Raw genomic sequence first — 19,585 nt, forward strand, 5'->3', positions numbered from 1 at the left:
CGTCCACCGCTCCGGCTCTGGCTCGCCCGGTTGCTGCCGGCGGTCCGTCCACCGCTCCGGCTCTGGCCCGCTCGGCTGGCGCCGGCGGCCCGTCCGTCGACGGCGCTGCCGTCGCCGACCTGCCGGTCGGGGCTCCGGTGCCGGCGCCGGCCGGGCGGGCGGTGCCGCGGCCGGCCGAGCGGCAGGCGGCTCCGGCCGGGATCTGACGAAGACCCGCCGGCCCTCGGGCCCCGCCCGCCGGCTGACCGCTGTGCGGGCCGCCGGCCCGCGCCTGCCGTACCCCCTGCGAACCTCGCCCCGCACCTGCCCGACGGCCGGCTGGTGGCGCCCCCGGTGGCGCCCGCCCTGTCGGCGGTGCGGCCCTCTCCACCACGACCGTCCGTGAGGTGCCGATCATGGAGCAGACCGTCCTCTACCACTTCCTGACCGAGGTCCCGGAGGCCGCCGCCATCTGGACCGCCCTGCTCGTGCTCGCGCTCGGGGTGCTCGCCGCGCTGGTGGCCCGCCCCGAGCGGGACGGCCCGGACGAGCCGGTCCCCGACCCGGCCGCCGAGGCGGCGACCCGCCTCGCCGACCTGCGCCGGTACGCCGACGAGGTGGCGGTGGCCGCCGCCGGGGCGGCCCGGACGAGCCGCCGGCGGCGCGCCCGGTGGCTGGCCGCCCACCAGGACGCCGACCGGGCCTGGCGGGCGTACGACGAGGCCGAGGCGGCTGCCCGGCGGCTCGCCGGCGCCGCGGTGCTGGCCGAGCCCTGCACGCCCCGCACGCCGGCCGAGTACGCGGTCCGGGAGCGTTGGCTGCACCGCGCCGCGATGGCGGCGCACTGGCGGGGTGACCTGAGCGCCCGGCAGCTCGCCGACGCGCTGGCCGGCCGCAACGGCTGGGATCCGCGCCGGCACCCGGCCGAGCAGGAGATCGTCCTGGCCCGGGTGGTCCGGGACGGCCGGCTGGCCCGCTGGCGGGCGGCCGGCGAGCGGGAGCGGCAGGCGTGGCGGGACGCCGAGCTGGCCGCCGACGCCGCGCGGGCCCTGGCCGGGGAGGCGTACGCGGCCGCCGAGGCGCTGCGGCCCGCCCCGGTACGTTCCGCGGCGCGGGGGACGCCGGGTCCGGCCGCGGTGCCGGCGGCCGTCGGGCGGGCCGCCCGTTGGCGCCCGGCGCGGGTGGGCTGAATTGTTACCGGATTTTGGTGAGCCCGGTCACCGCGGCCCGGAATCGGTCAATGCGACCCAGGCGGCGCGTTCGGGCGCCGTGATTGCGGGCCGGCCGGCACCGGATGTCCGGTTGTCGCCCGTCGGCTCCGACCGGACCGCTCGTCCCATTGAGTGACGTCAGTGTCGAACTGTTCCGCTCAGCGTCATGATGCTCGACGTTTAGGCAGGTGGGGGCGCTTGGCATGGGGCGTACCTGTCGGTAATGTCGGCGCGTCCGGTGCGGTTTTCGATCGCGAGTGGCGACGCCGTGCCGACCCGCCTAATCGTGCTCGCACGAACCGGGGACCCACAGGCAACACCGGGGTGAATCCGCGCGCCACGGCCCGCGGTAGGGCGTACTTCCCGCCCGAATCCGTCAGCTAACCCGGTAGGCGGTCACGGAAGGAGTTCCAATCCTCGTGCCCAACACCCCCCGATCCTCCCCGCGCCTCCACGGCGTCGCGGTGCCGCCGCTCGCCTGACCCGCGAGACCGTCCGGCCCACCCCCCAAGCCCGGCTCACCGGGCGCCCCCCGTCCCGCGGCATCCCGCCCCGCAACGCGCGTGAGTTCCTCCGCGCGTCGGGCCGGCGCGTGCCGCTCCGGCTCCGTGGAGGAAACCTTGAAGCACCATGTGAAGCGTCAGCTGCGCCGGCTGGCGACCGAACGCCCGTACCAGATCATCGCCGGCTCGGCCGCCGCGCTGGTGCTGGCCGGCGGCACCGCCGCCCTCGCCACCACCGACGACGCCCCGGCCCGCCAGGAGCACCGCGCCGCGGTCGCCGAACTCGAGTCCCGGCTCGATGACGTCGCCACCCGCGGCGAGGCCCGGGTCGCCATCCCGTCCCCGTCCACCTCGCCGAGCACGTCGCCGTCGCCCTCGGCCCGGGCGAAGAGCGCGGCCCCGGCCGACCCGGACCTCACCACCCGGGCGGCGAAGCCGAAGCCCCCGTCGACCAAGATCCTGAAGTACCGGTACCAGGCGCAGACCACCTACTGGAACTGCGGTCCGGCCGCGGTGCGCAACGCGCTCAGCGCGAGCGGCGTCGAGACCACCCAGGAGGCCCTGGCCGGTCCGCTGGGCACCACCGAGGGCGGCACCAACTCCGCCGAGGACACCACCCGCGGCTTGAACCAGATGGTCAAGGGCAACCCGTACCGGACCCACATGTTCGGCGGCGCGGCGAGCCCCGCCGAGATGGACCAGCTCCAGGCGGACGTGGTCAAGGCCGTCACCGACGGTCGGGGCGTGGTGGTCAACGTGGCCGGCGACGCCGTCGACACCGACGGCGGCTGGCACTCGTTCCCCGGCGGCCACTACGTCGCGGTGATCGGCTACCGCAATGACGGCCGCACCGTGCGGATCGCCGACTCGGCGAACCCGGCGCTGCCCGAGTACTGGCTGAGCACGATCGACCTGGCGAACTGGGCGGCCAGCCGGGGCTACTCGGCCTGATCGCTCCCGTGCCCCCGACGGCGGGCCCCGGCGCTTCGCCGGGGCCCGCCGCCGTTGCGCCGGCCACGCCGGAGCCCGACGGGCACCCGGCGGTCCGCGTCGACGGGCCCGGGCGGCCTCTCGCGCGTCGCGTCCGTCCGGTGGCACACTGCGCCCTATGGGCGACGCGACGGGTACCCGCCACCTGCTGTTGCTGCACGGCATGGGCGCCACCGGGGCGGTCTGGCTGCCCTGGGCGCCGCTGCTGGAGGGCCGCTGGGCGGGTCGCTGGCTCGCCCCCGACCTGGCCGGGCACGGCTGGTCCCCGCCGCTGCCGGCGTACTCCTTCGGCGCCCTCGCCCAGCGGCTGATGGAAGGGCTGGGTCCGGTCGCCGAGCGGCTCGGCCCCCGGGACCGGCTCGTCGTGCTGGGCCACTCGCTGGGCGGGGTGGTGGCGCTGGCCCTCGCCGCCCGGGCCCGCCGGCTGCCGGTGGACGCCGTGGTCGGGCTGGGCATCAAGGTGACCTGGTCCCCGGCCGAGCTGGACAAGGCCCGCGAGCTGGCCGAGCGGCCGGTGACCTATTTCAGCAGCCGGGACGAGGCGGCCCGCCGCTACCTGCGGGTGGCCGGCCTGACCGGGCTCTTCGCCCCGGACCATCCGGTCGTCGACGCCGGGCTGCGGCAGGAGGACGGCCGCTGGCGGCTGGCCATGGATCCGGCCGCCTTCGCGGTGGGGGAGCCCCGCCTGCCGGAGCTGCTCGCGGCGACCGACGTGCCGGTCCTGCTGGCCCGGGGCGAACAGGACCCGATGGTCTCCGACGCCCAGCTCAAGGAGCTGGGCGTGCCGGTGGCCACCCTGCCAGGGCTCGGCCACAACGCACACGTCGAGGACCCGGCGGCGGTGCTCGCCCTGCTCGACCCGTACGGCTGAGCGGCGGGCGGGCCGGTCAGCCGGCCGGGTGCAGCGGCGCGCCGTCCGGGGCCACCGGGTCGGCGGCGCGCGGCGCGGGCGGCTGCCCGCGCTGGTCGAGCTCCCGGCGGGCCGCCTCGAGGAACGCCTCGGCGTACGACTCGGCGGGGAAGTCGCCCAGGTAGCGGCTCCGGGTCGCCCAGCGGGCCGCCGCCTTCGGGTCGGTCTCCAGCAGGTCGGTGAGCACCTCGTCCACGTTGGACATGTCCCGGCGCAGCAGGTAGCCCGACCCGGCCAGCGGGAACCGCTCGACGAACCGGTCGCCGTCCGCGCCCATGTCGGTGACCGCGTACGGCTTGCCCGAGTAGAGCCAGTCGGAGATGACCCCGGACACGTCCGAGACCAGCGCGTCGGCCCGGTTCACGCACTCGGTGAGGCTCAACTCGCGGCTCGCGGCGGCGCCCCACCGGTGTGCCCGGCCGGTCTTCGCCCGGTCGGCGGCGAGCAGTTCGGTGAGCCGGGCCAGCTGCCGCGCCGAGGCCGGGTCCTGGTTGGTGTACGGGTGGGCCCGCAGGATCACCGTGGCGTCCCGGTCCAGCAGCCGGCGCAACACCGTCTCGGCCACCGGCAGCGAGCAGTAGTTGGCGTCGGCGTGGTGCCCGCGCCAGGTGGGGGTGTAGAGCACGGTCGGGTCGGCCGGCACCGGCCCCCGGCGTACCTCGATGGCCTCGACCTGGGGGCGGCCCACCACGACGAACTTCTCGGCCGGGATCTCCACGCCGGCCCGGGCGTACCGGTCGATCGCGGCCTGGCCGGCCACGAAGATCCTGTCGAAGATGGCCGAGACCGGGTTGGCGCTGGGCGCCTTGTCGCTGTCGCCGTGGTGCAGCTGCACGTGGGTGAGCTGGTGGAACCGGATGCAGTGGCTGTTCTTCGCGCCGTGGTTGACGTAGAAGGCCACCCGCAGGCTCGGCACCAGCGCCTCGTCCAGACTCTGGTGGGTGGGGCAGTAGACCACCGGCGCCCGGGTGGCCGCGGCGACGGTCCGCAGGAACTCCGGCTCCCGCACCACCACCAGGAACGGCCGGCCGATCCGCTCCAGGTACGGCAGCCACATGGTGACCTGGTACTCGGAGCCGGGCGGGGCGGAGAAGTGCAGCAGGAACTCGGGCTGGTGCCGGCGCAGCGCCCGGCCCACCGGGCCACCCCCGGCCGGCGGGCGGAACCGGCGCCGGGCCAGGTCCAGCCCGACCGCGCCGCAGCCCACCGCGACCAGCAGCGTGGCCACCAGCGCCAGCCAGGCCGGCAGCACCAGGGCGGCGGCCAGCGCCAGCACGGCGAGCAGCCCGAGCAGCGCGTCGCCGAGCCGGGCGGCGACCAGCGGGGTCCACGACCGGACCGGCAGGTTCGCCGCCCGGATCTCCAGCGCGCCGGCGTCCCGCAGCGGCCCCACCAGCAGCACCAGGCCGAGCAGGACCAGGGCGGTCAGCGCCAGCGCCGGATCGAAGCCGCCGTCCAGGCGGCGGGCGTACCCGACCAGCACCCCGGCGGCGACCAGCGCCGACTCGGCGACGGCGTCGGCGTTCGGCCGGACCCGCCGCTCCACGGCGGCGGCGAGCAGCGCGGCCGCCGCGACCGCCAGGCCCCAGCCGGTCGCGCCGGTGAGCGCCACGACAACGAAGGCCAGCACCGCCAGCCCGGTGGTCAGCACCCGGGCGAGCAGCTTCCGGACCAGGTCACCACGCATCTCGATCGTCCCGTCCGTTCCTCGGCTCAGGCCTGCGGGCCGGCCGGCAGTCGCGGCGACAGCGCCAGGTCGGCGGCGTCGGAGCGGTGCGGGCCGGGCTGGGTGGGCACCGCCGCGACCTGCTCGCCGGGCGCCCGGCGTACGTCGATCACCTGGCCGGTCAGGTCGGAGATCAGCACATCCAGCGAGGCCTGGGCGACCGCCTCGGCGGAGAGCAGGGTGTGCTCGGGCTCCTCGCCGAAGGCGCGGGTGCGCATCGGCGTCGCGGTGCGCTCCGGGTTGACGCAGTTGACCCGTACGCCGAACTCGGCCCACTCGTCGGCGAGCGCCTGGGTCAGGTTGACCAGCGCCGCCTTGGTGGCCGAGTAGAGCGCGTACCGGGCCCGCCCCCGGGTGTACGAGCTGGAGGTGTAGAGCAGCAGTTGGCCCTTGGTCTGCTGGAGGTAGGGCAGGGACTGCCGGGCGACGGTGACCGGCCCGACGAAGTTGACCTGGAGGAGCCGGTCCATGGTCTGCTCGTCCATCTCGGCGAGCGCGCCCCGCTCCAGGATGCCGGCGGTGACCACCACGTGGTCGATGCGGCCGGTCGCCTCGAAGGCGGTACGCAGCGCGGCGGCGACGTCCCCGGCCCGCTCCACGTGGGTGCCGGTGGTGGTGCGGCTGAACGGGAAGACCTGGGCGCCGTAGCGGCGGGCCAGCTCGGCCAGCTCGTGGCCGATGCCGTAGCTGCCGCCGAAGACCACGACGGTCCGGCCGGCCAGCTCCTCGGTGTAGCTGCGGTGGTCGCTGACCCGGGGCGCCTGCGCGGCGGCGAGCTGGAAGAGCTTGTCCGCCAGGTGCACGTCGACCGGGTGGGTGACCTTGATGTTCTCGTCCGACCCGTCGATCACCTTGATCGGCGTGCCGGGCAGGTAGCGCAGCACCACCCCGCAGTCGTCGGTGGCGGCGAAGTCCGGGTCGCCCTCGGCCCGCCGGTACGCCTCCCGGATGGTGCCGGAGCGGAACGCCTGCGGGGTCTGGCCGCGGCGCAGGGTCGCGCGGACCGGGATGTCGACGATGCAGTCGTCCCCGTCGACCTGGATGATCGTGTCTGCGGACGGGATGGCCACGTCGACCGCGGCGTAGCTCCAGAGGGCGTTCACGCACTCGCGGACGATCCGGGCGCTGACCAGGGGCCGGACCGCGTCGTGGAAGAGCACGTTGACGTCGCCGTCGCCGAGGGCGTCGAGCGCGATCCGGGTGGTGTCGTTGCGGGTCTCGCCACCCTCGATGATCTTGCTGACCTTGCGGAAGCCGGCACCCGCGACGATCCGCTCCGCGTCGGGCACGTGCCCGGCGGCCATCAGCACGATGATCTCGTCGATCTCCGGCGCGGCCTCGAAGACGGCCAGCGTGTGCTCGATGATCGGCTTGCCGGCGATCTTCAGCAGCTGCTTCGGGATGCCCAGCCCGAGCCGGGCGCCGGTCCCGCCGGCCAGCACCACCGCCACCGTACGGGCCGGCCGCCACGGCGCGGGCTCGTGCGGTGCGGTCTCCGGTGCCGGGGTCCGGTCCTGCGTCATTGCGATCCTCACTGGTCCACGAGCTGGTGCCGTTCGCCGGGTACGGCGTGCCGACGGCCGGGTCGCGCGGGGCGCCCGGCCGTCGGCACCGACCGTCGGCTCAGCGGTTGGCCATGTAGTCCTCGTACGCCTGGGCCACCTCGTCGGTGGGCCCGTCCATCCGGATGAGCCCCGACTCCAGCCAGATCGACCGCTCGCAGGTGTCGCGGATCGAGCCGATCGAGTGACTGACCAGGAACACCGTACCCGCGTCCTCGCGCAGCTGGCGGATGCGCTGCTCGCTGCGCCGGCGGAACCGGGCGTCGCCGGTGGCCAGGGCCTCGTCGATCAGCAGCACGTCGTGTCGCTTGGCCGCGGAGATCGCGAAGCGCAGCCGGGCCCCCATGCCGGAGGAGTAGGTGCGCATCGGCAGCGAGGCGAAGTCGCCGCGCTCGTTGATCCCGGAGAAGGAGAGGATCTCCGGCGCCACCTTCTTCACCTCCTCCGGGCTCATGCCCATGGCCAGGCAGCCCAGCTCCACGTTGCGCTCGCCGGAGAGGTCGCCGAGCAGCGCCGCGTTGACCCCGAGCAGGGACGGCTGCCCCTGGGTGTAGATCGCGCCCCGGTTGACCGGCATCAGGCCGGCGATGGCGCGCAGCAGGGTCGACTTGCCGGAGCCGTTGCTGCCGATCAGGCCGATCGCCTCACCCCGGTACGCGGTGAAGCTCACCCCCTTGACCGCGTGCACCTCGCGCAGGGTCTGCCGGGCCGGCTGCCGGCGGACGATCCGCCGCAGCGCGGCCGCCGGGGAGGCGGCGCTGCCGTTGCCGCCGCCGTACACCCGGTAGATGAGGTGGGCGTCGTCCACGATCACCGTGGGGATCCGCTCGCCGACGGCCGTGGTGGCCGCGTCGGCGGGAGAGTTCAGCTCAGCCACGACCGTACTCCTGTTCGCCGCGCCAGAAGTAGATGAAACCGCCCAGGCCCACCACGACCGCCCAGGCGATCGCCAACAGCCAGAGCACGGGTGCCGACGAGGTGAGCGGGGTGTTCTCCAGCATCGCGTGCCGGACCAGCTCGATGTAGACCAGCAGCGGGTTGATGTGGACCAGCTGGGCCACGAGCGCCGGCAGGTTCTCCTCGAACACCTTGACGCTGTAGAGCACGCCGGAGCCGTACATCCAGGTACGCATCACGAACGGCATGATCTGCTTCATGTCGGTCAGCTTCGAGCCGAGTCGGGCCAGGATCATCGCCAGGCCGGCGTTGAAGACCGTCATCAGCAGGATCGCCGGCACCACCAGCAGCCACTCCAGGTTGATCGGCTCGCCGGTGGCCAGCACGATCACCACCAGCACCGCCATCGCGTAGAGCAGGTTGCGGAACTGGGTGAGCGTCGTGGCGATGGGCAGGCTGGCCCGGGGGAAGTGCAGCGCCCGGATCAGCCCGAGGTTGCCGCTGATCGCCCGGGTGCCGCCCATCACCGCGGCCTGGGTGAAGGTGAACACGAAGACGCCGACGCAGAGGTACGCGATGAAGTTCGGCACGTTGCGCTTCGTGTTCAGGATGACGCCGAAGATCAGGAAGTAGACGGCCGCGTTGGTCAGCGGGGTCAGCACCTGCCACGCCTGACCCAGCCGGGCCTGACTGAACGCGGAGACCGCCTTGGCGTTGGCGTACGTGGTGATGAAGTGCCGGTAGGACCACACCTGCTTCACGTACGCGGCCAGGGTCGGCCTCGCGCCGGCGACGGTCAGGCCGTGCCGCGCGGCGAGTTCCGCCCGGCTGAGCCCTGAGCCGGCGTCGGCCACCGCCGTGTTGGCCATGGGTAGGCGCTCCGATCTCTTGTCCGGTAGAAGATCATCCACGGCGGCGAAGGGGGCCACCACAGTGGGGGCCGCCGCTCCGTCGCCGCGTGGACGGTAGTTCACAAACACGTCGGGACGCAACCGTACCGTCGCTGCGGTACATTGTCCCACGTGACGACCGAGAAGAGGCGTGCGCCGGCCGGAGCGGCGGTGCTCCGTGGTGAGATCACCACGGCCATCCGCGGCGCCGTTCTGCAGGAACTTGCCGCGGTCGGCTACGGCAGGCTCTCCATCGAGGCGGTGGCCCGCCGGGCCGGCGTCAGCAAGACCGCCATCTACCGGCGCTGGCGCTCGAAGCTGGAGCTGGTGCTGGAGATCGTCTCGGGGGTGGCGGGCCAGCGCCTGCCGCTGCCCGACACCGGCGATCTCCGCGGCGACCTGGGGATGCTTTTCCTGATCATGACCAAGGCGCTCCGCCACCCGGTGGCGGTGCAGATCATCCCCGACCTGCTCGCCGAGGCCGCCCGCAACCCACGCATCGCACAGACCCTGGAACAGGCCCTGCAGGCCAATCAGCGCGAGATCGGCGGCCAGCTCATCGACCGCGCGATCAGGCGCGGCGAACTCGCCCCCGACCTCGATGTCGACCTCGCGGTCGACCTCATCGTGGGCCCGCTGTACTGGCGGCTCGCCGTCTCCCGGACCCCGTTGTCCGTGGAGGACCTGCCCCGACTGGCGGCGGTTGTCGCCACCGCACTGGAGGTAGCATGCCAACCGGCAGTCCGGACGGAACCGGACGTACACGTATCCCCCATCACCGCGACCATCGATCCGATCCGGTCGTGACCCGTTCCGCACCCCCACGTCCGGTCCCGATCGGACCGGCTAGCATCGCGTCCCGAACGAGCACCCTGTCGACAGGAGGAAGCCCATGTCTGGGCTGAACGCAGAATTCATCCCCCCAGCCCGGCCGGTGATCGGTGAGGCCGAGATCGAGGCGGCTGTCCGGGTGCTGCGCAGCGGCCTGGTGGTACAGGGCCCCGAGGTCAAGGCGTTCGAGGAGGAGTTCGGCGAGCTGGTCGCCGGCCGGCACTGCGTGGCGGTGAACTCCGGCACCTCCGCGCTCCAGCTCACCCTCATGGCGCTGGGCTTCGGCCCGGGCGACGAGGTGATCGTTCCGTCGTTCTCCTTCGCCGCCAGCGCGAACGCCGTCCGCCTGGTCGGCGCCGAGCCGGTCTTCGTCGACATCGAGCCGGGCAGCTTCTGCGTGGACCCGGCGGCGGTCGCGGCCGCGGTCACCCCGCGCACCGTGGCGATCATGCCGGTCCACCTGTACGGGCACCCGGCCGCCATGGACCAGCTCATGGAGATCGCCGAGCGGCACGGCCTCGCCGTGGTCGAGGACGCCGCGCAGGCGCACGGCGCGGCGCTGGGCGGCCGGCCGGTGGGCTCGTTCGGCACCGCGGGCTGCTTCAGCTTCTACCCGACCAAGAACATGCACTCGCTCGAGGGCGGCATGGTCACCACCGCCGACCCGCAGCTCGCCCGTACGCTGCGTCTGCTGCGCAACCAGGGCATGGAGCAGCGGTACGCCAACGAGATCGTCGGCGCCAACATGCGGATGACCGACGTGGCCGCCGCGATCGGCCGGGTGCAGCTGCGCCAGCTTCCCGACTGGACCGAGCAGCGGCGGACCAACGCCAAGTTCCTCGACTCCAACATCACCGGCCTGGTGACCCCGCCGGTCGCCGACAGCGCGAAGCACGTCTACCACCAGTACACCGTCCGGGCCGAGGGCAACCGGGACGCCGCCCAGCGGCGCCTCACCGAGCTGGGCATCGGCAACGCGGTCTACTACCCGACCCCGATCCACCGGCTCAAGCCGTACCTGGACGAGAACGGCAAGCCCGGCCCGTGGGACCTGCCGGAGACCGAGCGGGCCGCCGCCGAGGTGATCTCGCTGCCGGTGCACCCGTCGCTGAGCCAGGCCGACCTCGAGCGCATCGCCGAGGGCGCGAACCTCGCCGGGGGTGCCCGATGAGCGAGGGACGCAAGCTGCGTGCCGGCCTGATCGGCCTGGGGGCCATGGGTCGCAACCACGCCCGGGTGCTGTCCAACCTGGACGGCGTCGAGCTGGTCGGCATCGTCGACCCGGCCGGTGACGTCACCGGCACGCTGCGCGCGCCGGTCGTGCCCGAGCTGAGCGAGCTGCTCGCGCTGGGCATCGACTACGCGGTGGTGGCCTGCCCGACCGCGCTGCACGAGCCGATCGGTCTGGAACTGGCCCGCAACGGCGTCAGCGCGCTGATCGAGAAGCCGCTCGCGCAGTCCGTCGAGGCGGCCAGCCGGCTGGTCGAGGCCTTCGAGACCGCCGGCCTGGTCGCCGGCGTCGGCCACATCGAGCGGTACAACCCCGCCCTGCAGAACCTGCGGCTGCGGCTGGAGGCGGGGGAGCTGGGCGAGGTGTTCCAGGTCGTCACCCGTCGGCAGGGCCCGTTCCCGCACCGGATCGCCGACGTCGGCGTGGTGATGGACCTGGCCACCCACGACATCGACCTGACCAGCTGGGTGACCGGGCAGGCGTACACGTCGGTCTCGGCCCGGACGGTGTCGCGCAGCGGCCGGCTGCACGAGGACATGGTCGCCGTGGTGGGCCAGCTCGCCGACGGCACGATGGTCAACCACCTGGTCAACTGGCTGAGCCCGCTCAAGGAGCGGTCCACCGTCGTCACCGGCGACAAGGGCTGCTTCGTGGCCGACACGCTCACCGCCGACCTGACCTTCTACGCCAACGCCGCCATCGACACCGAGTGGGAGGCGCTGCGCGCGTTCCGCGGCGTCGCCGAGGGCGACATGGTCCGGTACGCGATCCCGAAGCGGGAGCCGCTGCTGGTGGAGCACGAGCGGTTCCGCGACGCGGTCGAGGGCAAGGAGAGTGACATCGTCACGCTGCGCCAGGGCCTGCGTACCGTGCAGGTCGCGTCCGCGCTGCTCCGGTCGGCCGGCGACGGCAGCACGATCGACGTCGCGAGCCGGCCCGGGAGTTCCCTTCCCGCGCCGGACTCGGAGCAGGCGCGAGCGTAGCTCGGCGGGTTCCTGGACCTCCCGGCGGCGGAGCCGTAGCGCGGCCGGTATCAGCCTCAGCCCAATCACTGGAGGATCTAGCAGCATGGCACCGCCCGCCCCCCGGCCCAAGCTCGCGGTGATCGTCGCCAACGGCATCACCGGTGACTCACGAGTGCAGAAGATCGCCATCGCTGCGGCGCGGGACGGGTGGGACGTCACCCTGATCGGCGTGGGCGGGGACCGCGTCAAGCGGACCAGGATGGGGCCGATCGAGGTGATCCGGGTCCCGGTCCGGACCCACATGCGGCAGCAGCTCACGCCGCACCGGCTGCGCCGCCGGGTCACCCAGTTCGGCATCACCGACAAGCAGGCGCTGGCCCGCCGGCGGGCCGCCCACCAGGCGTGGGTCCGGCAGGTCAGCGCGCAGGTGGGCTGGCTGCGCGGCGAGCCGGACCAGTCCGGCGTCCGCCGGATGCTCGGGCTGCCGCCGAGTCGGGCGCTGGGGGCGGTGGTGCGGTTCGGCCGCGCCGCCCACCGCTTCCGGGAGCGCGCCTTCGGCTGGGAGCAGGCGCAGCAGGCGAAGGCCAGGCCGACCGGTGACTGGCGCCGGGACTGGCCGCACCTGCTGGATCTCGACCTCGCCGTCGGGCCGGTGCTCGAGGAGCTCAAGCCCGACCTGATCCACGCCAACGACGTCACCATGATCAACACGGCCGCCCTCAGCGTGGCCCGGATGCGGGCCCGCGGCGAGCGGGTCTCCTGGATCTACGACGCGCACGAGTACGTGCCGGGCGTCGACTGGCCGAAGCCGGCCATGGACAGCGCCTTCCCCGCGGTGGAGCGGATGTTCATCCGGCGTGCCGACGCGGTGGTCACCGTCTCACCCGAGATCGCCGAGCGGCTGCGGGGCGACTACCGCCTGCCCGAGCTGCCGTTGGTGGTGCGCAACACGCCTATCCGCGAGTCGGTGGGCGCCGCGGCGGCCCCGCCGTCGGTGCGGGCGGCCGCCGGGCTCGGACCGGAGACCCCGCTGCTGGTCTACTCCGGCTGGCTCTCCGCCGAGCGGGGCCTCGGCACGGCCGTGAACGCCCTGCCCCAGCTGCCGGAGCACCACCTCGCGATCGTCTCCGGCCGGACCAGCCCGGAGCTGGAGTTCCTGCTGGGCCGGGCCGAGGAGCTCGGGGTGCGGGAGCGGATCCACGTGGTGCCGTACGTGCCGCAGCACGCGGTACCGGACTACCTCTCCTCGGCCGACCTCGGCCTGATCTGTTCGAAGCGCACCCTCAACTACGAGCTCTCGCTGCCCACCAAGCTCGCCGAGTACCTGCACGCCCGGCTCCCGGTCATCGCCAGCGACGTGAAGACCCTCGGCGAGTACGTGTCGGGTCACGGCGTGGGGGAGACGTTCCGCTCCGACGACTCGGCGAGCTTCGTCGAGGCCGTCAAGCGGGCGACCGCGCGACGCGACGAACTGGCGGCCGGGATCACCGAGGAGATCCTGCGGGACCTGTCCTGGGAGGAGCAGAGCGCCGGCCTGATGGCGCTCTACCGCACGGTGTCGGGGCTGACCCCGGCGGCGCCGGCGGCCGAGGTCCCGTGGAGCGTCGAGGAGTACGCCGCCCCGGCCCCGGCGAAGCCGGCGGACCTGCGGCCGCTGGACGGCTGGCGGCCGCTCGGGCAGACCCGGGTGCGGTTGGGGCTCGGCCCCGCCAACTACGCCGGGCAGGCGGCGGCGTTCGCCCAGGCCATCTGCCGGGACAACGAGGACGTCTCGGCCGAGGTGGTGATGCGCCTGCAGGCCTCCAGCTTCCCGTTCCCGGCCGACGTCTACCTGGACGTCGACCGGCTCGGCGACCTCGCGGTGCAGACCGAGCAGCTTGAGCGGGTGATCGGCCGGTACACCCACCTCATCGTCGACGCCTTCATGCCGGTGTTCGGTTTCCTCAACGGCGACACCATCGAGGGGGACCTGCCGGCCCTCAACCGGGCGAAGATCAAGGTTGCCGTGCTGGGCCACGGCAGCGAGGTGCGCCACCCCGGCCGGCACCTGGAGCGGCACGAGTTCTCGCTCTTCCGGGACGCGCCGGAGGGGACCGTGGCCCGGTTGACCGCGCGGGTGGAGCGCAACCTGCGGATCGCCGAGGAGACCGGCCTGCCGCTCTTCGTCACCACCCCGGACCTGCTCGCCGACCTGCCGGGCGCGGTCTGGGCGCCGCAGGTGGTCGACGTGCACTCCTGGGCCAGCGACGAGCCGGTGATGCGGCGCAAGCGGCCGGTGGTGCTGCACGCGCCGTCGAGCCGATGGACCAAGGGCACCGACCGGATCCTGCCGGTCGTCACCGAACTGCACGAGCAGGGCGCGATCGAGCTGCGGCTGATCGAGAACACCCCGTGGGCCGAGGTGCGCGAGCTGGTGAAGTCGGCGGACATTGTGCTCGACCAGTTCGCGACCGGCGCGTACGGCACCTTCGCGGTGGAGGCGATGGCGGCCGGCCGGCCGGTGGTCGCGTCCATCGACGAGAGCCTGCACCTGCGCTTCGGCGCGAACCCGCCGGTCGTGAACGCCACTCCGGGCACGCTCCGCGAGGCGCTGGAGTCGCTCCTCGACGACCGGGACCGGGCCGCCAAGATCGGCGCGGAGTCGGTGGCGTACGCCCGCGAGGTGCACGACGGGCGGCGTACCGCCAGCGCCTTCGCCGAGTTCCTGCGCTGAGCACGCCCGGAGCGGACGGCCCCGCGGCGCCACCGGATTCCGGTGGCGCCGCCGCGCCGTGCGGGCGGGACGGTCAGCGGTGCGGGGCCGCGGCCGGTTCGTCGTCGAGCGGTCGGTGCCCGGCCAGGTCGTAGGTGATCCGCTCGGCGACCGACCGTCGTTCGGCCAGCCGGGCGGCCAGCGGGATCGACGGCGGATCGCAGACCACCACCACGTCGAAGGCCGTCTTGCGGAGCACGAGACGGCGCACCAGCCGGTGCCGGTTGTCGCCCCGCAACCAGCGGTAGGTGGGCGTGAACAGGCGCTCGTCGATCACCTGCGCGACCCGCTTCTCGTACGCCGTGCCGACCCGTGCCGACCAGGACAGCAGGGGAAGCCGGCCGGCCAGCCCGAAGAGCCGGCGGGGGAGGCGGTACAACACCTTCCGCGCCACCTTCGCCGGCATCGCCGCCTCCTGCAGCGCGGCCAGTTCGAGGACCCGTACCCGGGAGGAGAACCGCCGTGGGGTGGGCCAGACGGAGACGTCGTCGATGACCACGACGGCGCGGCCGCCCTCGGCGACCACCCGGGCCGCGTCCTGGATGACCACCCGCTGCCGGTCCCCACCGAGCGCGAGGAAGAGTACGTTTCTGCCGGTCATGGTACTGGCTGCGCCGTGCCTTCCTGGACGGGTGCGGTGGTGCCGGCCTCGGGATACCAGGCGCGGTGGTGCGCGGCGGCCACGGCGTCGTAACCGTAGCGGCCCTCGAGCGAGCGCCGGGCCTCGGCCAGGGCGAGACCGTCCCGGAACCGGGCCCGCAGCCGGCGGAAGCCCTCGGCGAGGGAGGACGGGTCGTCCTCGACGGCGACGAATTCGGCGGTGGCGGCCTCGATCCCGGCGAGGGTCTCCTCCGGGCCGTGGCACCGGGTCACCAGCACCGGCATGCCGGCGGCCACCGCCTCGACCACGGTCATCCCGAACGTCTCGAACTGGCTCGGATGGACCAACAGGTCGTGTTCGCGCATCAGCCGCAGCGCCTCCTCGGGCGCGACCGCCCCGGTGAAGCGCACCGCGTCGGCCAGGCCCAGCTCCGCGCTGCGGGCCTGGAGGGGCCGCAGCAACGCGCCCTCGCCCACCATGGTGAGGGTGAGCGTGGGGTCCTCCCGGTGACAGAGCGCGAACGCCTCCAGCAGCCGCCGGACGCCCTTGCGGGGGATGAGCCCGCCGACGAAGAGCCACCGCCGCAGCTCGGTCACCGGCGTCGCCCGTTCGGTGCGGAAGGAGACCGGATTGGGCATGATCGAGATGCGTTCGGCGTGGTGCGGGAAGGCCTCGACCAGCGGGTCCCGCACGGCCCGGCCGACGGCGAAGAAGCCGGCGCACCGGTGCAGCAGTTCGTCGTACCGGCGCCGGGCCTCGGGCTGGGCGAGCACCGCGTCCAGGAAGGTGGCGTGCTCGGTCACGAAGACCCGCGCGCCGGGCCGGGCGTTGCGCAGCGCGGCCCAACCGCCCGGCAGCCCGACGTGGGCGTGCACGACGGGTGCGTCGAGGGTGCCCCCGGAGAGCGCGGCCCGGAGGGTTTCGGCGTGCCGGTCGGCGATCTCCGCGTAGCTCAGACCGAGGGGCAGCAGGACCGGCACGTGCAGGAGTGCGGCGCCACCGGCGACGGGACGGGGGCGCAGGGTGCGGGGCAGCAGCGCGTGGTGCGCCCGGGTCATCGCGGCGTCGTCGGCGGCCGGGTAGGGGCCGGCCCACTCGTCGCAGTGGTACACCAGCATGCTGCCCTGCCGCGGTGCGGTCGCCTGGACCGTCGCCTCGACGAAGGCGCCCAGGAAGGGCCGGTGGCGGCTCGGATACCACGGCGTGACGATCGCGACGTCGCTGGCGAAACTCGTGTCCACGTGCGGCTTTTTCCCCCCGGGTGCACCGTTGGCGGGCAGACGCTACCACCGGCGGGGCCGCTGTCGATAGGCCCCGGTCGGGCCGGCGGAGCAACCCGGAACCGGGACGGTGGGTCGGCGGCCGCGTGGACCCCCGACCCACCGGGTCAGGCCGGGACGCGCCACCCGCCGGTGGCCCGTCGGGACGAGGTCAGCCGAGCCGCTCGGCCAGAATCTGTACGACGCGCCGCGCGGCCTGACCATCGCCGTACGGCGTGCCCCGCTCGGCCTGCGGCGTCGGGCGGGTGGCCGTGGCGATCCAGTCGCCCGGGCCGAGCGCACCCGGGTCCGGCACCAGGTGGTTCCAGCCGCCGTCGAGGGTCTCCACCCACTCGGTCTCCGAGCGCAGCGTGGTGCAGGGCCGGCCCAGCAGGTAGGCCTCCTTCTGCAGGCCGCCGGAGTCGGTCACCACGCCGGCCGAGCCGAGCACGGCCGCGATCAGGCCCGCGTAGCCCAGCGGCTGCCCGACGTGCACCGCACCCTGGCCGATCTTCAGGCCGTACTGGTCGGCCTTGGCCAGCAGTCGGGGGTGCGCCAGCAGGGCGACCGGCACCGGCAGCTCGGCGAGCGCGGCCAGCAGCGCGGCCAGCCGCGCGGGGTCGTCGGTGTTCTCGGCCCGGTGCAGCGTGGCGATCAGGTACGGGGCGTCCGGATCGATGCCCTCGGGGAGGGTGGGCCGGGGGTGCTGCCCGCTCAGCACGGCGTCGCGGACCCGCAGGCACACGTCGACCATCACGTCACCGGCGAGCACCGTACGGTCTGCCAGCCCTTCGGTGGCGAGGTGCCGCACGGCCTGCTCGGTGGGGGCCAGCAGCACGTCGGCGCAGTGGTCGGTGAGCACCCGGTTGTGCTCCTCCGGCATCCGGCGGTTGAACGACCGCAGCCCCGCCTCCAGGTGGGCGACCTTGATGTGCTGCTTCACCGCGGACAGGGCGCCGGCCAGGGTCGAGTTGGTGTCGCCGTAGACGAGCACCCAGTCGGGCGCCTGCTCGGCGAGGACCGGGTCGATGGCGGCGAGCACCCCGCCGGTCTGCACGCCGTGCGATCCGGAACCGATGCCCAGGTGGACGTCCGGGTCGGGGATCCCGAGCCCGGTGAAGAACACGTCGGAGAGGTTGGCGTCGTAATGCTGGCCGGTGTGCACGATGACGTGCTCATGATCGGTCTCCGCGAAGGCAGCCGCGATCGGTGCCAGTTTGACCAACTGCGGACGTGCTCCGACTACGCTGACAACCTTCACTGCTCTGACTCCTGCACTCTCGGACGCGGAACGAGTGGCACCCGGCACCGATGGTGTGGAGAGAGAACGCCAGGTCGGCGACCCATCGGGCGGCTCGGCGAAACACACGATACGTCACCTTGCGCCCTCCGCCGTGCCGGCTCCCGCCGCGCGGCCGCCGGAGGACGGGTCGGTCCGACCGGGTATCCGCCGGGGGACGGGTCGGTCCGACCGGGCGTCCGCGGGCGCCAGATACGCTTGGCGTCGCCGGATGCCGGTGCACGCGGGTCGACCAGCCGGCGTCGCCCGAGGTTTGTGAACCAGTGCGCGCTCCGGGGCATTCGCGACTACTGCCGTACACTCGCCGGGGTTTCCGGCAACTGCCTGAGCGAGAGGAAGTGCGACCATCATGAGCTTTGACGACGCTGTCGGTTCACGCGGCGGGCGGGGTCGGGTGGTGATGCTGGTCGACAACGCCGTCAAGGGCGACTCCCGGGTGCAGAAGGCGGCCCGGTCGGCGGCCGACGCGGGCTGGGAGGTCATCCTGCTCGGCCGTGGTCGTCCCGGGCAGCCGGAAAGCTGGAAGCTCGGGCAGGCCGAGGTACGGCTGGTGCCGATGGCGGCGCCGCTGGCGAAGCACCGGCGGGAGCTGCGCCGGGTGTGGCAGCGCGGCCCGCTGGCCTACCCGCCGAACGGCGTCGCGCCGTACCGGGCGCAGCAGATGAAGGCGTGGCGGACGGATCTGCAGGTCCGGGAGGATCAGCTCCGGCTCGCCGCGGCCTCCGGCGGCGACGTGCAGCGACTGCGGTGGCAGCAGCAGATGCTGCGGATGGAGCGCACCGCGGCCGGGCTCACGCAGAAGTGGGTCTCGTTCCGCTACTGGCAGCTGACGCAGGGGCAGAAGGCCCGGCGTAACCGGCTGGGCCCGGTGACCCGCCTGTCGACGTGGTTCTGGGAGGCGGTCAAGGGCGACGGCGCGTGGCGTCGGCTGGAGCCGGGGCTGTGGGACTTCGAGCTGGCCTTCGGGCCGGTCATCGACGAGTTGCGCCCCGACCTGATCCACGCGAACGACTACAAGATGCTCGGTGTGGGCGCCCGCGCCACGATCCGGGCACGGGGCGCGGGCCGGCACGTCAAGCTCGTCTGGGACGCCCACGAGTTCCTCCCCGGCCTCAACCCGGCGCTGGCCAAGGGTGCCTGGCTGCGGGCACAGTGCGCCCATGAGCGGGAGTACGCGCCGGTCGCCGACGCGGTGGTCACCGTCTCGGAGGCGCTGGCCGACCTGCTCCAGCAGCACCACTCGCTGGCCGAGCGGCCCGCGGTGGTGATGAACGCCCCGAGCATCGGCGGCGCGGACGAGACCGGGCGCGGCGAGGTCCTCGATCTGCGCGCCCGCTGCGGGATCGACGCGGACACCCCGTTGCTCGCCTACTCGGGTGGCATCGCGCCGGTCCGGGGGGTGGACATCATGGTCGAGGGGCTGCCCCAGCTTCCGGAGGTGCACATCGCCCTGGTGTCGCTTCCGCCGGGTCGGCCCTCCACGCCGTACATCGACGGCCTGCTGGCCCGGGCCGCGGAGCTGGGCGTCGCGGACCGGGTGCATGTCCTGCCGTACGTGTCCCACCACCAGGTCGCGCAGTTCCTCTCGGCCGCTGACGCCGCCGTGAGCCCGCTGCACCACCTGCCCAACCACGAGATCGCGCTCAGCAACAAGTTCTTCGAGTACTCCCACGCCCGGCTGCCGATCGTGGTCAGCGACACCAAGACCATGGCCGAGATGGTGCGCACCACCGGGCAGGGCGAGGTGTTCCGGGCCAAGGACGTCGACGACTACGTCCGGGCGGTCCGCGCCGTGCTCGCCGATCCGGCCCGGTACCGTGCCGCCTACGACCGCCCGGGCATGCTTGAGGAGTGGACCTGGGAGACGCAGGCGAAGGTCCTCGACGAGGTCTACCGCCGGTTGCTTCCGCAGCAGCAGCCGCCGGCCGCCGCGCGGGCGGACGAGAGCCCGGTGGAGGTCCCCGCCTGACCGGTTCTG

At 73.8% G+C, this 19,585-nt stretch carries 15 protein-coding genes and 1 riboswitch; of the genes, 8 read left to right on the forward strand and 7 right to left on the reverse strand.

Annotated features, from left to right (window positions below; translation table 11 throughout):
* Nucleotides 1-395 precede the first annotated feature (395 nt).
* From LQ51_RS16900 to LQ51_RS16910, 3 genes are all read left to right on the forward strand, one after another.
* Complete coding sequence (locus LQ51_RS16900) at nucleotides 396-1,169, forward strand: hypothetical protein (protein ID WP_046566975.1); 774 nt, start codon at nucleotides 396-398, stop codon at nucleotides 1,167-1,169.
* Between the two features lie 288 nt (nucleotides 1,170-1,457).
* A riboswitch (cyclic di-AMP (ydaO/yuaA leader) is annotated at nucleotides 1,458-1,600 on the forward strand.
* A 198-nt stretch (nucleotides 1,601-1,798) separates the two neighbouring features.
* Nucleotides 1,799-2,644 carry a C39 family peptidase gene (locus LQ51_RS16905; protein ID WP_197087800.1) on the forward strand — a complete coding sequence of 282 codons (846 nt, stop codon included), beginning with the start codon at nucleotides 1,799-1,801 and terminating at the stop codon, nucleotides 2,642-2,644.
* Between the two features lie 157 nt (nucleotides 2,645-2,801).
* Nucleotides 2,802-3,554 carry an alpha/beta fold hydrolase gene (locus LQ51_RS16910; protein ID WP_046566901.1) on the forward strand — a complete coding sequence of 251 codons (753 nt, stop codon included), beginning with the start codon at nucleotides 2,802-2,804 and terminating at the stop codon, nucleotides 3,552-3,554.
* 16 nt (nucleotides 3,555-3,570) lie between these two features.
* Here LQ51_RS16910 and LQ51_RS16915 read toward each other — a convergent pair whose 3' ends face one another.
* From LQ51_RS16915 to LQ51_RS16930, 4 genes are all read right to left on the reverse strand, one after another.
* Nucleotides 3,571-5,280, reverse strand: coding sequence for a CDP-glycerol glycerophosphotransferase family protein (locus LQ51_RS16915; RefSeq protein WP_046566902.1), 1,710 nt, complete (start codon nucleotides 5,278-5,280; stop codon nucleotides 3,571-3,573).
* A 26-nt stretch (nucleotides 5,281-5,306) separates the two neighbouring features.
* The gene (locus LQ51_RS16920; RefSeq protein ID WP_046566903.1) at nucleotides 5,307-6,842 is read right to left on the reverse strand and encodes a bifunctional cytidylyltransferase/SDR family oxidoreductase; all 1,536 of its coding nucleotides are present in this window, start codon (nucleotides 6,840-6,842) and stop codon (nucleotides 5,307-5,309) included.
* Between the two features lie 100 nt (nucleotides 6,843-6,942).
* The gene (locus LQ51_RS16925; RefSeq protein ID WP_046566904.1) at nucleotides 6,943-7,758 is read right to left on the reverse strand and encodes an ABC transporter ATP-binding protein; all 816 of its coding nucleotides are present in this window, start codon (nucleotides 7,756-7,758) and stop codon (nucleotides 6,943-6,945) included.
* Nucleotides 7,751-8,647, reverse strand: a complete 897-nt coding sequence (locus tag LQ51_RS16930) for an ABC transporter permease (RefSeq protein WP_046566906.1) — start codon at nucleotides 8,645-8,647, stop codon at nucleotides 7,751-7,753. The genes LQ51_RS16925 and LQ51_RS16930 overlap by 8 nt, the downstream gene beginning before the upstream one ends.
* Before the next feature lie 192 nt (nucleotides 8,648-8,839).
* Here LQ51_RS16930 and LQ51_RS16935 point away from each other — a divergent pair, with 192 nt between their 5' ends.
* The 4 genes from LQ51_RS16935 (at nucleotide 8,840) to LQ51_RS16950 (ending at nucleotide 14,408) form a co-directional block, all read left to right on the forward strand.
* Nucleotides 8,840-9,475, forward strand: coding sequence for a TetR/AcrR family transcriptional regulator (locus tag LQ51_RS16935; protein ID WP_197087809.1), 636 nt, complete (start codon nucleotides 8,840-8,842; stop codon nucleotides 9,473-9,475).
* 85 nt (nucleotides 9,476-9,560) lie between these two features.
* The gene (locus tag LQ51_RS16940; protein ID WP_046566910.1) at nucleotides 9,561-10,670 is read left to right on the forward strand and encodes a DegT/DnrJ/EryC1/StrS family aminotransferase; all 1,110 of its coding nucleotides are present in this window, start codon (nucleotides 9,561-9,563) and stop codon (nucleotides 10,668-10,670) included.
* Nucleotides 10,667-11,713 (forward strand): Gfo/Idh/MocA family protein, encoded by a 1,047-nt coding sequence (locus LQ51_RS16945; RefSeq protein WP_046566912.1) that lies wholly within the window; start codon nucleotides 10,667-10,669, stop codon nucleotides 11,711-11,713. The genes LQ51_RS16940 and LQ51_RS16945 overlap by 4 nt, the downstream gene beginning before the upstream one ends.
* An 85-nt stretch (nucleotides 11,714-11,798) precedes the next feature.
* Nucleotides 11,799-14,408 carry a glycosyltransferase family 4 protein gene (locus LQ51_RS16950; RefSeq protein ID WP_046566914.1) on the forward strand — a complete coding sequence of 870 codons (2,610 nt, stop codon included), beginning with the start codon at nucleotides 11,799-11,801 and terminating at the stop codon, nucleotides 14,406-14,408.
* A 73-nt stretch (nucleotides 14,409-14,481) separates the two neighbouring features.
* Here LQ51_RS16950 and LQ51_RS16955 read toward each other — a convergent pair whose 3' ends face one another.
* The 3 genes from LQ51_RS16955 to wecB all read right to left on the reverse strand — a co-directional run bounded on the left by LQ51_RS16955 (nucleotide 14,482) and on the right by wecB (nucleotide 17,568).
* A complete protein-coding gene (locus tag LQ51_RS16955) occupies nucleotides 14,482-15,048 on the reverse strand; it encodes a hypothetical protein (protein ID WP_046566916.1) in 567 nt (188 codons plus the stop codon).
* On the reverse strand, nucleotides 15,045-16,289 hold the full coding sequence (locus tag LQ51_RS16960; protein ID WP_231605778.1) for a glycosyltransferase family 4 protein: 1,245 nt from the start codon (nucleotides 16,287-16,289) through the stop codon (nucleotides 15,045-15,047). Before LQ51_RS16960 ends, LQ51_RS16955 begins: the two co-directional genes overlap by 4 nt.
* 190 nt (nucleotides 16,290-16,479) lie before the next feature.
* The gene (gene wecB, locus LQ51_RS16965; protein ID WP_046566918.1) at nucleotides 16,480-17,568 is read right to left on the reverse strand and encodes a non-hydrolyzing UDP-N-acetylglucosamine 2-epimerase; all 1,089 of its coding nucleotides are present in this window, start codon (nucleotides 17,566-17,568) and stop codon (nucleotides 16,480-16,482) included.
* A 388-nt stretch (nucleotides 17,569-17,956) separates the two neighbouring features.
* Here wecB and LQ51_RS16970 point away from each other — a divergent pair, with 388 nt between their 5' ends.
* Complete coding sequence (locus LQ51_RS16970; protein WP_231605780.1) at nucleotides 17,957-19,576, forward strand: glycosyltransferase family 4 protein; 1,620 nt, start codon at nucleotides 17,957-17,959, stop codon at nucleotides 19,574-19,576.
* The last annotated feature ends 9 nt before the right edge of the window (nucleotides 19,577-19,585 follow it).

The sequence above is a fragment of the Micromonospora sp. HK10 genome, assembly GCF_000982955.1.
In the GTDB taxonomy this organism is placed as follows: Bacteria; Actinomycetota; Actinomycetes; order Mycobacteriales; family Micromonosporaceae; genus Micromonospora.